At 43.0% G+C, this 13107-nt stretch carries 12 protein-coding genes; 8 read left to right on the top strand and 4 right to left on the bottom strand.

Going from position 1 to position 13107, the window contains the following annotated elements; genetic code table 11:
- Window positions 1-12 precede the first annotated feature (12 nt).
- Window positions 13-3192, bottom strand: a complete 3180-nt coding sequence (locus NSB03_RS12715; RefSeq protein ID WP_257466421.1) for a SusC/RagA family TonB-linked outer membrane protein — start codon at window positions 3190-3192, stop codon at window positions 13-15.
- A gap of 239 nt (window positions 3193-3431) precedes the next feature.
- Complete coding sequence (locus NSB03_RS12710) at window positions 3432-4832, bottom strand: alpha-L-fucosidase (protein ID WP_167521123.1); 1401 nt, start codon at window positions 4830-4832, stop codon at window positions 3432-3434.
- A 499-nt stretch (window positions 4833-5331) separates the two neighbouring features.
- Between NSB03_RS12710 and rplM the strand changes: the two genes are divergently transcribed.
- The 4 genes from rplM (at window position 5332) to tsf (ending at window position 8260) form a co-directional block, all read left to right on the top strand.
- Window positions 5332-5793 (top strand): 50S ribosomal protein L13, encoded by a 462-nt coding sequence (gene rplM / locus NSB03_RS12705; RefSeq protein WP_024987602.1) that lies wholly within the window; start codon window positions 5332-5334, stop codon window positions 5791-5793.
- A 6-nt stretch (window positions 5794-5799) separates the two neighbouring features.
- Complete coding sequence (gene rpsI, locus NSB03_RS12700) at window positions 5800-6186, top strand: 30S ribosomal protein S9 (RefSeq protein WP_004297203.1); 387 nt, start codon at window positions 5800-5802, stop codon at window positions 6184-6186.
- Window positions 6187-6308: 122 nt separating this feature from the next.
- Complete coding sequence (gene rpsB, locus NSB03_RS12695) at window positions 6309-7145, top strand: 30S ribosomal protein S2 (protein WP_024987603.1); 837 nt, start codon at window positions 6309-6311, stop codon at window positions 7143-7145.
- Between the two features lie 122 nt (window positions 7146-7267).
- The gene (tsf, locus tag NSB03_RS12690; RefSeq protein ID WP_121766388.1) at window positions 7268-8260 is read left to right on the top strand and encodes a translation elongation factor Ts; all 993 of its coding nucleotides are present in this window, start codon (window positions 7268-7270) and stop codon (window positions 8258-8260) included.
- 71 nt (window positions 8261-8331) lie between these two features.
- Here the strand turns inward: tsf and NSB03_RS12685 are convergent, their stop codons facing one another.
- Window positions 8332-8682, bottom strand: coding sequence for a translation initiation factor (locus NSB03_RS12685; protein WP_024987604.1), 351 nt, complete (start codon window positions 8680-8682; stop codon window positions 8332-8334).
- A gap of 175 nt (window positions 8683-8857) precedes the next feature.
- Between NSB03_RS12685 and NSB03_RS12680 the strand changes: the two genes are divergently transcribed.
- The 4 genes from NSB03_RS12680 to NSB03_RS12665 all read left to right on the top strand — a co-directional run bounded on the left by NSB03_RS12680 (window position 8858) and on the right by NSB03_RS12665 (window position 11697).
- A complete protein-coding gene (locus NSB03_RS12680; protein ID WP_024987605.1) occupies window positions 8858-9508 on the top strand; it encodes a redox-sensing transcriptional repressor Rex in 651 nt (216 codons plus the stop codon).
- Window positions 9508-10122 (top strand): fumarylacetoacetate hydrolase family protein, encoded by a 615-nt coding sequence (locus tag NSB03_RS12675; RefSeq protein WP_024987606.1) that lies wholly within the window; start codon window positions 9508-9510, stop codon window positions 10120-10122. The genes NSB03_RS12680 and NSB03_RS12675 overlap by 1 nt, the downstream gene beginning before the upstream one ends.
- Before the next feature lie 65 nt (window positions 10123-10187).
- A complete protein-coding gene (gene ispF / locus NSB03_RS12670) occupies window positions 10188-10670 on the top strand; it encodes a 2-C-methyl-D-erythritol 2,4-cyclodiphosphate synthase (RefSeq protein WP_024987607.1) in 483 nt (160 codons plus the stop codon).
- 19 nt (window positions 10671-10689) lie between these two features.
- Window positions 10690-11697 carry a metallophosphoesterase family protein gene (locus tag NSB03_RS12665; RefSeq protein ID WP_024987608.1) on the top strand — a complete coding sequence of 336 codons (1008 nt, stop codon included), beginning with the start codon at window positions 10690-10692 and terminating at the stop codon, window positions 11695-11697.
- On the opposite strand, the gene NSB03_RS12660 is transcribed toward NSB03_RS12665, so the two are convergent.
- Entirely contained in the window at window positions 11687-12550 is an 864-nt protein-coding gene (locus NSB03_RS12660) for an exodeoxyribonuclease X C-terminal domain-containing protein (RefSeq protein WP_024987609.1), read from the bottom strand. The two genes, NSB03_RS12665 and NSB03_RS12660, sit on opposite strands and share 11 nt — an antisense overlap.
- Window positions 12551-13107 lie beyond the last annotated feature (557 nt).

Genomic DNA, 13107 nt, shown 5'->3' with positions numbered 1-13107 from the left:
ATTTAAGGTAAATTAAAAGGTCACATTCAAGCCGAATACGTATGAATGGCTTCTCGGATAGGCTCCGTAATCTACGCCGGGAGTCAGATTATTGCCTTTGGTCGATACCTCCGGGTCGAATCCGGTGTAGGGAGTCCAGACAAACAGGTTGCTTCCCGTGGCATACAGGCGAAGTTTCTGAATGCTGGCTTTGCGTATCCATTTCTTGGGAAAGTTATAGCCGATAGTCACGTTGCTTAGTCGCAGGTATGAAGCGTCCTCTATAGCCCATGAGTGGATAAAGGTATCTCCTTGTTCCATATCATTGACCACTGCTACGCTTTTGCCTGTATTCATTGCGGCAAGCTCTTGCGGGTCTGTCACGATATCACCGTTTTGATTGATACTCATCCAGCGTTTGCTGCTGTCGACTGAATTCAACACATTGTATCCGGGTTTTCCGGCTTGCGTATTAGTCAGTTTGGTGGCGTTCAGCACTTCTTCTCCGTATGAGAAGGTGAAGAATATACTCAAATCGAAATTCTTATAAGTAAAAGAGTTGTTCAGACCGCCATAAAACTTCGGATTGGCGTTGCCGATGACTGTCTGGTCGTTTTCATCAATAACCTTGTTCCCGTCTGTATCGGCAAATTTCCACATTCCCGGTTGTGTTTCGCTGCGGGAACCCCTGTAGGGAATTCCTTCTTTCAAAGTGTATTTCTTTGTATTCGGGTCGTAGTTGAAGTCCTCTGTCTGATAGAGACCTAAGGTACGGTATCCGTAGAACTGACCGATAGGTTTGCCTACTTCTATCTTGTGAGTCTTTTGATTATAACCGAATTTAGCTTCTTCGAGGAAGAAATCTTCACCGGACAATGCTTTGATTGTATTCTTGTTGTGCGACAAATTGAAACTTGTGTTCCATGTGAAATAACGTTTCTGTATATTTACGGAACTGATGGTCAGGTCGATTCCGATGTTCCGGGTTTTTCCGATGTTGCGAATCATATTGCTGTAGCCCGAAGAACTGGGGATGCGCGAGTTCAGGAGCAGGTGCGTACTTTCGTTTACATAGAACTCCGGAGAAATGGTCAGACGTTGTTCCAGAAAACCTAAATCGATTCCGACATTGAATGTGTTGTTCGATTCCCATTGAAGCATATCATTCGGAATGGTGGTTGGAACGTAGCCCGGAGCGTTGCTTTCGCCGTTCGGGTACTTCACAGAACTCAACAGGTTGAGTGAAGCGTAGGAACCGATGCGGTTGTTTCCCGCCATACCGTATCCGACACGCAGCTTCAAATCTGAAAACAAATTCAGATTTTTGATGAACTTTTCTTCACCCATACGCCAGGCAGCAGAAACAGAGGGGAACAGCCCCCATTTTTTGTCTTCGCTGAATTTGGAAGAACCATCGGCACGCAAAGTGGCGGTCACCAGGTATTTTTCTCCAAAATTATAGTTGAATCGGGTGAAGAAGGATAATAACCTGTCATCGTAGTTGGCATTGGACGTGATGGCTCCGGGGATGCCGAGGTTCATATCGTCCAGGTTAATGTCATTGTTGGGGAAGTTGGTGGCACTGGCGCGCAGGTTGCGTGTCCAGCGTGACACCCATTCCTGTCCTACCATGGCAATGAGTTTATGTTTGCTCTTTTTGTATTCATAGTTGAGGACATTAGAGGTCTGGAAACTGCTGTTCTCCAAATATTGAATATAGCCGTTGGCGCTGGAGCGCTTTCCGATGCTTGATTTCTCACCGTAAAAGACATCATTTCTCGTGGTCTGGTAGCGCATGCCGGTATTGTTGCGGAAAGTGACCCCTTTGGCAATATTGAATGTCAGTCCGCCGTTAGCTTGGAAAGTACGCAATTGCCGCTTGTTTATTTCTTCTTTGGCCGAGGTGAGCGGATTCTGCATCGGGTTGCCATCTTCGTCGTTGACGTTGTCTTCTTCCCCGTTCAGTAAATCCTGGTCGTTTCCATAGATACCTTTCGTGGGGCGGTATTGCAGGATATGCTCCATCTTATTGAAACGGGTGTTCTGGTCGGAAGTGCCCATACCATATATATAAGACTGGTCATAGTTGACACGTGCATTGACGGAAATACGTTTTGTGGGTCTGTGGGAGATGCTGAATGAAATGTTATGTTTGTCGTTTCCACTTCCTATCATGGCTCCGAGGTCTTTGAAATAACTATAATTCAGCGAGTATTGCAACTCCTTGTTTCCACCGGAGATGCGCACGCGATAGTTTTGTGAGGTCGCTGTTCGTCCCAGAGTCTCATCCTGCCAATCGATGCCCGGATAACTTCCGTAGTTTTCGTTGATATCGAGAAAAGAACCGTAGATGGACTGGAAACTCTTGACACCCTCCGTTCCGTTGAATTGTAGTCTGCGCTCATAATCCAGCAGGACAAACTCTTTGGTAGAAAGTACCGGTAGTTTGCGTGCTAATGTTTTTACACCCACATAACTGTCAAAGCTGACCGACATTTTTGTGCCATCTTTGTTCCCTTTTTTGGTGGTGATTACCACCACACCGTTCGCTCCGCGTGCACCGTAAATGGCAGTTGCCGAGGCGTCTTTCAGGATGTCAATCGTTTCAATCTCTGCAGGATCGATGGTAGACATTCCGTCTTCGTTGGGGAAGCCGTCGATGATGTAAAGAGGTTCGTTGCTCTGTGTGATGGAGATACCTCCGCGCACCCGGATGGAAATGCTGGAACCCGGAGCACCTTCGCTTTGAGTAATTTGCACGCCTGCCACGCGTCCGGCAAGTGCCTGTGTGACATCGGAAGTGGGTACTTTCATCAGGTCTTCGCTTTTCACAGAGACTACGGAACCGGTCAGGTCGCTGCGCTTGCTCGTGCCGTAACCAACCACGACCACTTCGTCCAGCGTTTTGGTATCGTTTTGCAAAATGACGTTGATAACTGTTTTTCCTTTGACGGGAATCTCCTGCGTTTTCATTCCTATATAAGAGAATACAAGAACATCTTTAGCGGCATTATTCACCTTAAGTTTATAATTTCCGCTTAAATCACTGATTGCACCAACGCCCGAAGCACCTTTAATGGTGATGTTGGCTCCAATCACCTCCAGCCCTTCCGGGTCTGTGACCTTTCCGGTGACGGTCAGGCTCTGTGCTTTAACCGTTAATGCGGTACAAAGGCAAACCGCAAGAAGGAGAAGTTTTTGAATGTTTTTCATATCAATTCAATTCGTTGTTTTTACTGGGTTAAGAATCTGTAGCAAAAATACAGGCTTTCTCTTTATTGGTATTTAATTATCGTTTTTACTTCATTAGAAAACAGATAAAGAGCTTTTAAAATCATCCTAAATTCTTTAGGTTTTATCTAAAATGTTGTTTTTGAGGAGAAATGGGAGGGGAATAGTTCTGTGATTTAGCTTTTTCCCCTTCCTTAATATATATGTATACCTATTGTTGTTTATTTCATTTTAAAGCTGAAAGCCAATGCTTCTTTCTTCAATCCTTTCGGCAGCGTGACTGTCACTTTGCCGTCTTTGCTTGTGTATTTCACCTGTTTTCCGGTTTGCAGCAGAGTTACTTTTCCTTTCGGTTTGTTTCCTTCCCATTCAATGGTAGCAGGTAATTCCTCTCCTTCGGGCAGTGCATAGATGGCATACAGCGTTTTCTTATCCTTATTTGCGGTAAACCAAACGTTGCCACTGTTGTAAATTGGAGTAGTTCTTGTGGCATAGATGGCAGTACCGTTAGTTTTCAGCCATCTACCTACTTGTTTCAGCCGTTTGATGACTTCTTCTTCGATAACGCCTTCTCCAGTTGGGCCGACATTGAGAACGAAGTTTCCACCTTTTGCCGTGATTTCGGCAAGCGTATTAATGATCCATTCGGCCGATTTGAATTTAGGTTTCGGATTCCATCCCCATGAATTGCTGATGGTGATGTTGCTTTCCCACGGATGATCCAACTGCGTCTTAGGCACACGAAGCTCCGGCGTCTGGTAATTCTCGTTCTGACCGGGGATGGTTCTGTCTGCTACGATGAGTCCGGGTTGCTTTTTGCGGGCATTAGCTACGATTTTATCGAGTTTGATGTCCTGCTGAGGCTTCTTCACCCAGCCGCCATCCAGCCAGAGAATGTCTATCTTCCCGTAGTCGGACATCAGCTCGTCAATCTGATTGGCAGTGAATTGCTGAAATTTAGCCCATTTTTCAGGTTGCTTTTTCGTGTTGTAGTTAGGATTGCGGGTGGGGGTGGACAGATACGGGTCCCAGTAATCCTCACAATGCCAGTCGGGCTTGGAGAAGTAGGCACCAATCATAAATCCCTGTTGGCGGAAAGCGTCGAATACATGATAAGCCACATTACTGTACTTTCCGTTTTTATAAGGACCTTTTGCAATGCTGTAATCTGTATATTTAGAATCGAACATACAGAAGCCGTCGTGATGTTTGGTGGTGAAGATGAGATATTTGAAACCGGCGTCTTTCATAATTGCCGCCCATTCGGACGGTTCAAACTTCGTCGGGTTGAAAGAGTCCGCAAGTCCCCAATACCACTTCTTGAAATCTCCGTAGGTTGCACCAGGAAGGATTCTCTTCCGGCGTGCCGTAAACTTGTCTTCCGAGCAGAGCGCCCATGATTCGGAAATGCCGGGCACGGAGTAAACTCCCCAGTGGAACATGATACCGAACTTCTGGTCTTGCCACTGATCTAATTTCTCTAATACTTCCGGTTCGGTAGGCCAAACATACTCTTTGGACGTGCCGTGAACGAAACCGTGCTCTTTACTCACCAGGTTTTCTTGTGCGTGTACTGCCATCGACAGACTGACTCCTGCAATAAGCGATAGAATCTTTTTCATGATTTTATTTTTTTATGGTTATAAATTAGCTTCGAATCTTAATGCCTTAAATCTGCCGCTAAATTACTGCTATCCTGTCGAAATCAAGTTGCTAATTATCTTTTGTTCCTTAGAAAACAGATAGGATGGCTTTAAAATTGTCCATAACTTTTTATAATTCGTCCCAAACGTGGAATATTTGTGTTTTTTCATGATTTTTGGTATGCGGAAAGGCCGATATGGTATGAAATAAATGGGGGCTTTTTGAAGGGCCTTTCCGGCGGGTGAATTTAAGAAACCACCTCTTTATATGTAGAATTCGTCTTGTCTCTCAACGGAATAAAACCAAAAAAAGATGGAAATAGTTTGCCAATTCAAAGAAAAGCCGTACTTTTGCAAGCCGATTATTATCACAAAATGATAAGAGATTAATTCATAGCAAGTTAGTATTCCTTTGTCCGGGGAAGACTAATGAGTGGTGAAGAATTTTTAGTAGTAACATTTAAAAAACAAAATTAGAGTGGATACTTTAAGTTACAAGACCATTTCTGCAAACAAAGCGACTGTAACCAAAGAATGGGTTATCGTTGACGCTACAGACCAAACATTAGGCCGTCTGGGAGCAAAAGTTGCAAAATTGCTGAGAGGAAAGTACAAACCAAACTTTACTCCTCACGTAGACTGCGGTGATAACGTTATCATCATCAATGCAGACAAAGTAAAACTGACTGGTAACAAATGGAATGACAGAGTTTATTTGTCATATACAGGTTATCCTGGTGGTCAGAGAGAAATGACTCCTGCCCGTTTGATTGCAAAACCGAACGGAGAAGAGAGATTACTGAAAAAAGTAGTGAAGGGTATGCTTCCTAAGAATATCCTGGGAGCTAAATTGCTGAACAACTTGTATGTTTACGCTGGTAGCGAACACAAACATGCTGCACAGAACCCGAAAATGATTGATATTAATTCATATAAATAAGATATAATGGAAGTAGTAAATGCATTAGGCAGACGTAAACGTGCTATTGCACGCATATTCGTAAGCGAAGGTACAGGAAAGATTACTATTAACAAGAGAGACCTTGCAGAGTACTTTCCATCAACTATTCTTCAGTATGTTGTAAAACAACCATTGAACAAGCTGGGTGCTGCTGAGAAGTATGACATCAAGGTGAACTTGTGTGGTGGTGGTTTCACTGGTCAGTCTCAGGCATTGCGTTTGGCAATCGCTCGTGCACTGGTTAAGATGAACGCTGAAGATAAAGCCGCTCTTCGTGCAGAAGGCTTCATGACTCGTGACCCTCGTTCTGTTGAACGTAAGAAACCGGGACAGCCGAAAGCTCGTAGAAGATTCCAGTTCAGCAAGCGTTAATGTGTTGCCTGATAGAGGAATATGTTTAGTATCTAAACTACTGGGACTCTGCTCGTAAGACTACCCAGCGGTTGGTTTAGAAAAAACAAAAAAGAAAGTAAACGATTTAAAGAAAAAACAAGATGTCAAGAACAAATTTTGATACATTATTGGAGGCTGGTTGCCACTTCGGACACCTTAAGAGAAAGTGGAACCCTGCAATGGCTCCTTATATTTTCATGGAACGCAATGGTATTCATATCATTGACCTCCACAAAACAGTTGCAAAAGTAGACGAAGCTGCTGAAGCTTTGAAACAGATTGCCAAATCTGGCAAGAAAGTTCTTTTTGTTGCTACTAAAAAACAAGCTAAACAAGTTGTAGCTGAGAAAGCTCAATCTGTTAATATGCCTTATGTAATCGAACGCTGGCCGGGTGGTATGTTGACTAACTTCCCGACTATCCGTAAGGCTGTGAAGAAAATGGCTACTATCGATAAATTGACTAACGATGGTACTTATTCTAACCTTTCTAAGAGAGAAATTCTTCAGATTTCACGTCAACGTGCGAAATTGGATAAGACTTTGGGCTCTATCGCTGACCTGACTCGTCTGCCGTCTGCATTGTTCGTTATCGACGTAATGAAAGAAAATATCGCAGTTCGCGAAGCTAACCGTCTGGGTATCCCTGTATTTGGTATCGTTGATACTAACTCTGATCCTTCAAACGTAGATTTCGTAATTCCTGCTAACGATGACGCTACTAAATCTGTAGAAGTTATCTTGGATGCTTGCTGCGCTGCAATGATCGAAGGTTTGGAAGAAAGAAAAGCTGAAAAGATCGATATGGAAGCTGCTGGTGAAGCTCCTGCTAACAAAGGCAAGAAAAAATCAGTGAAAGCTAGACTCGATAAGTCTGACGAAGAAGCTATTAACGCAGCTAAAGCTGCTGCATTCATCAAGGAAGACGAAGAGGCTTAATATATAAAATGTGCCAATTTGCTAATGTGCAAGAGTATAATTATACGCTTGTATTTTGATTGGCAGATTGGCATATTTTTTTGTTTCGAAAATTATTATTCATTTAAATAAAGGAAATTATTATGGCTGTAAGTATGGCTGATATTACCAAGCTGCGCAAAATGACCGGAGCTGGTATGATGGATTGCAAAAACGCGTTGACTGAAGCTGAAGGCGATTTCGACAAGGCAATGGAAATTATCCGTAAGAAAGGACAAGCTGTTGCTGCTAAGCGTTCGGAACGTGAAGCTTCTGAAGGTTGCGTTTTGGCTAAAACTACCGGTGACCGTGCTGTTATCGTTGCTTTGAAGTGTGAAACTGACTTTGTGGCTCAGAATGCTGATTTCGTGAAACTGACTCAGGATATTCTTGATCTGGCTGTGGCTAATAAATGCGCTACTTTGGAAGAAGTAAAAGCATTGCCGATGGGTAACGGTACTGTACAGGATGCAGTGACTGACCGTAGCGGTATCACAGGTGAGAAGATGGAACTTGACGGTTACATGACTGTAGAAGGTGTATGCACTGCTGTTTACAATCACATGAACAGAAACGGTCTTTGCACGATTGTTGCTTTCAACAAGGAAGTGAACGAGCAGTTGGCTAAGCAAGTAGCTATGCAGATTGCTGCCATGAATCCGATTGCAATTGATGAAGATGGCGTTTCTGAAGAAGTAAAACAGAAAGAAATCGAAGTAGCTATTGAGAAGACAAAAGCAGAACAGGTACAGAAAGCTGTAGAAGCTGCTTTGAAGAAAGCTAATATCAATCCGGCTCATGTGGATAGCGAAGAACACATGGAAAGCAACATGGCTAAAGGCTGGATTACTGCTGAAGATGTAGCGAAAGCAAAAGAAATCATTGCTACTGTTTCTGCAGAGAAGGCTGCACACCTGCCTGAACAAATGATTCAGAACATCGCGAAAGGTCGTCTGGGCAAGTTCTTGAAAGAAGTTTGTTTGCTGAACCAGGAAGATATCATGGACGGTAAGAAGACTGTAAGAGAAGTGTTGGCTGCTGCTGACCCTGAACTGAAGATTGTTGACTTCAAGCGTTTCACTTTGAAAGCTGAATAATATTCTTCTGAAAATATATTAGATAGAAAACGGTCACACGAATATTCTCGTAGTGACCGTTTTTTTTATGCTTAACCGCCTATGCCTTTCGTCTTTGTATATCCTTCCTTGACGAGCAGTTCGATAATCTTAGTCTTGAAATCTCCCTGTACGATGATTTCACCGTCTTTAGCCGAACCGCCCACTCCGCATTTGCTTTTCAGCAGCTTGCCGAGTTCTTTCAGGTCGTTATCCGTACCGATGAATCCGGTAATTAATGTTACCACTTTTCCGCCACGGTTCTTTTTATCGATGGAAACCCGTAGGTTTTGTTTGGCTTTATCAAGGGTGGTCTGTTCTTTGTTGTCATCCGTCTCATAACCGAAGTCAGGATTCGTTGAATACACTATGTTCAGTCTGTCTTTCCAATCATTCTTTTTCATATTCGTCATTTTTATTTCTTCTCATTTCTTCTCAAAAGTATCAAACTTATGGAAAAGAGCCAAATTTGTACCACTTTTCATCGTTTTGTTTAATCTCTATTAAGGTTTTCCACTATACGGTTGTCAGTCTCAAAAAATAATGTACTTTTGCAAAATACCAAATTTTGTAAGAAGTATGAGCACATCTATACGAAAAGAGGCGGATAAAGTGCCGGAGCCTACCTTACGCAGGCTTCCCTGGTATCTGTCTAATATAAAACTAATGAAAGAAAAAGGAGAGCAATATGTCTCTTCTACACAAATCTCTAAGGAAATAAATATTGACGCTTCCCAAATCGCCAAGGACTTGTCATATGTTGATATTTCAGGACGTACGAGAGTTGGTTACAACATCGACGCGTTGATTGAGGTGTTGGAGAGCTTTCTTGGATTTACCAATATGCACAAAGCCTTTTTGTTTGGTGTAGGTAGCTTGGGTGGAGCCTTGCTTCGTGATTCCGGTTTACAGCATTTCGGATTGGAGATTGTAGCAGCGTTTGATGTCAACCCGGAATTGGTGGGGAAGGACTTGGACGGAATCCCTATTTTCCATTCCGATGATTTTGAAGCGAAGATGAAAGAATACGATGTGAATATCGGTGTGCTGACAGTGCCTATTAATATAGCTCAGGAAATTACAAATAAGATGGTAGATGGTGGCATAAAGGCAGTATGGAACTTTACTCCTTTCCGTATTCGCGTGCCTGAGAATATTGTCGTGCAGAATACTTCCCTATATGCCCACCTGGCTGTAATGTTTAACAGATTGAATTTTAACGAGAAATAATGAAGATTATTGCAGTAGGCATGAACTACGCCCAGCACAATAAAGAACTGGGGCATACACAAGTAAATAGGGAACCGGTCATTTTTATGAAACCGGACTCTGCTATTCTAAAAGATGGCAAACCGTTTTTCATTCCCGATTTTTCTAACGAGATACATTATGAAACGGAACTGGTAGTCCGGATCAACCGGTTGGGGAAGAATATCGCTCCCCGTTTTGCGAACCGGTATTATGACGCAGTGACAGTAGGTATTGACTTTACAGCCCGTGACCTTCAACGGAAGTTTCGCGAACAGGGAAATCCTTGGGAGTTGTGTAAAGGTTTCGATTCATCTGCCGCTATCGGAGAATTTGTCTCCGTAGACCGATATAAGGATATTCAGAATCTGAACTTCAACCTGTTGATTGACGGTAAAGAAGTACAGAATGGCTGTACGGCGGACATGCTTTTCAAGGTAGACGATATCATAGCGTATGTCAGTCAGTTTGTAACATTGAAAATCGGTGATTTGCTGTTTACCGGTACTCCTGTCGGTGTAGGTCCTGTCAGTATAGGACAACACTTGCAAGGCTGTCTGGAAGGGGAGAAGTTGCTGGATTTTTATATCCGTTGATTTCCCTTCGGACATCCGTCATTAACCATTATCACAATTATTAGTACTCATTTATTAAACAAATTATGAAGATAAGAGTAGGTTTTGGCTTCGACGTACATCAGTTGGTCGAAGGGCGTGAACTGTGGCTCGGCGGTATCCTTTTGGAACATTCGAAAGGATTGTTGGGACATTCGGACGCTGATGTATTATTGCACGCCGTTTGTGACGCCTTGTTGGGGGCGGCAAATATGCGCGATATTGGCTATCACTTCCCGGATACAGCGGGAGAATATAAAAATATAGACAGCAAGATTCTGCTGAAAAAGACAGTGGAATTGATTGCTTCTAAAGGATATAAGGTTGGCAATATTGACGCCACCATCTGCGCCGAGCGTCCGAAGCTCAAAGCGCATATCCCTTTGATGCAGGAGACAATGGCGACAGTTATGGGAATTGATGTGGATGATATTTCCATTAAAGCGACTACTACCGAGAAACTCGGGTTTACAGGTCGCGAAGAGGGTATTTCGGCCTATGCCACAGTACTGATTGAGAAGAATAATTAACCCCCTAATATAAATAATTATGATTCGACTTTTGAGATTTCGCTTGACACTAATCTTACTGTTGGCAACTACTTTTTGTATCGCTCAAAAAAGAGAACTGAAATTCAGTAAAGATGGTAAATTCAAGATTGTGCAATTTACCGATGTACACTTCAAGTATGGTAATCCGGCTTCTGACGTAGCATTGGAGCGTATCAACCAAGTACTTGATGCCGAACGGCCGGATTTGGTTGTCTTTACCGGAGATGTTATCTATGCAGCACCTGCCGATTCCGGTATGCGGAAGGTCTTGCAACAAGTAGCCAAGCATAAGCTTCCTTTTGTCGTAACTTTTGGAAATCATGATGACGAACAAGGATTGACACGGTCACAATTGTATGACATCATCCGTACCGTTCCGGGTAATCTGCTGCCGGACCGGGGAACTGCTTTGTCGCCGGATTATGTCTTGACCGTAAAATCGTCTTCTGATTCTAAGAAGGATGCAGCTTTGCTTTATTGCATGGACTCTCACTCTTACTCACCTTTGAAAGATGTAAAGGGATATAACTGGCTTACGTTCGACCAGATTAACTGGTATCGTCAGCAAAGCGCCGCTTATAAAACTCAGAATGGCGGACAACCGTTACCTGCCCTTGCCTTTTTTCATATTCCTCTGCCCGAATATCACGAAGCCATTCGCGATGAAAACGCAGCTTTTCGTGGAACGCGTATGGAAGAAGCCTGTGCACCTAGAATAAATACAGGAATGTTTGCTGCCATGAAAGAAGCGGGAGACGTGATGGGTATATTTGTCGGTCACGACCATGACAATGACTATGCGGTCATGTGGAAAAATATCCTTTTGGCTTACGGGCGTTACACTGGTGGAAACACTGTGTACAACCATTTGCCGAACGGTGCCCGTATCATTGTATTGGATGAAGGCGCACGCACATTCACTTCCTGGATTCGTCAGAAAGACGGCATTGTGGATAAAGTCTCTTATCCGGCAAGCTTTGTCAAGGACGATTGGACTAAACGTTGAGCCTTGCAAACTTCACATGGCTAAGGCGCGTATATTTTGAACCGTAGCTTTCGTACCGGCGTGATACTTTCGCCGATGCGACGTAGATAATCTCTCCCAGTCGGTATTCATGCTCTATCCCGGATAAAGTGCATGATACTGCACTGGGATTTTTGGACGGAATACTCATGACGACCAGGTTTCCGCTGGCATCCGTCAGTGTGAGCATCTGCTTGACAAAAAACTGTGGAGTAGTACCATTTACTCTTGTTTTGTACGGATCGTCTTCCAGCCGTACACGGATCACTTTCAGTTTCAAGTCTGTAAGCTTCTCTCCCAATTCTCCCAAATACCGGCTGGACGAACGTTTCTCTCTGGACTTTCTCTGCATAATGTCCAGATGTATGGAATGGTAAGCCTGCGCTATCTTGACGAAGCGTTCCTGCTTTGGAATCTTCGGAGTAAACTTATAGGCTATCCAACTTAAATAAGCCGGGTCTATCTTCAGTATTTCATGCAGGAAGTGTCCGCGATATTTCCCGAAGAAGATAAGGTCGTCGCCATTGCTCTGCATTCTTTTTTCATTATAATCTACAAGGATAAGGCAGCGTCTTGAGTAATAAAGCAGCGTACTTGCCATTCGGAGAGATTCGTTAATATCCGGTGACAGGTCATGTATGTAAAGAATTGATTGTTTTTCGGGCAGGGGAGAATAGAGCCAAAGTGAATAGTTTGGTTTCCCCGGTCGGGGCGTCACCACCAAGTAAACGCCTGCCTCTTTGAAAGAGGCTCTGCCACGGTTGTATTCGTTCAGTTTGGCATACAATAAGGCTTGCTCGTTTTCGGAAATGCCCGGTAATCTAGGGTTAGCCATAATTGTTCTCGCTTTGGTTATAGTCCAAATATAGGGAATTTTATTCAGAAAAGCAACTTTTTTGCAGATATTTGCTGAAAAGGTTACTTATAAAATAGTTCACTTCAATACGCTAACTCACATAATATCAACAGTCGATAACGTACATGGGAATGCATGATTATGATATTCAAATATACAAAGAGTAAGCATGGAATCAATAAAAGAAGTAGTATTGTACTGTTTGTATAGTATGGATTTATAAAAAAATGACTATGATAAAGTTTGGTTTTCAATTACTGTTCGGAACTTAAATCCTTTCTTTTTAATATCGTTTGGTTCATTGCTGCATAGTTATTAGTTAAATGGGATTTAGAGGTGTGGTGGTGTTTTGGGTAAAGTTTGATATGTTGATTTTTTGCAATATTGGTTTGTGCGGTGTGGGATAAGACTTTTTGGGAGTGTATTTATCTGTAAAGCACTAAGAGCCTGTTTACATTTTCTTCAGTCATAATCTTATAGCTGATATTTTAACTTACCCCGGCTCTTCTTGTCGCGTCCGTCTGTAGTTGGCGGAA

The organism is Bacteroides acidifaciens (assembly GCF_024623065.1).
In the GTDB taxonomy this organism is placed as follows: domain Bacteria; phylum Bacteroidota; class Bacteroidia; order Bacteroidales; family Bacteroidaceae; genus Bacteroides; species Bacteroides acidifaciens.
Note: the sequence above shows the minus strand (reverse complement) of the source record. Positions and strands in the feature narration are given on the sequence as shown.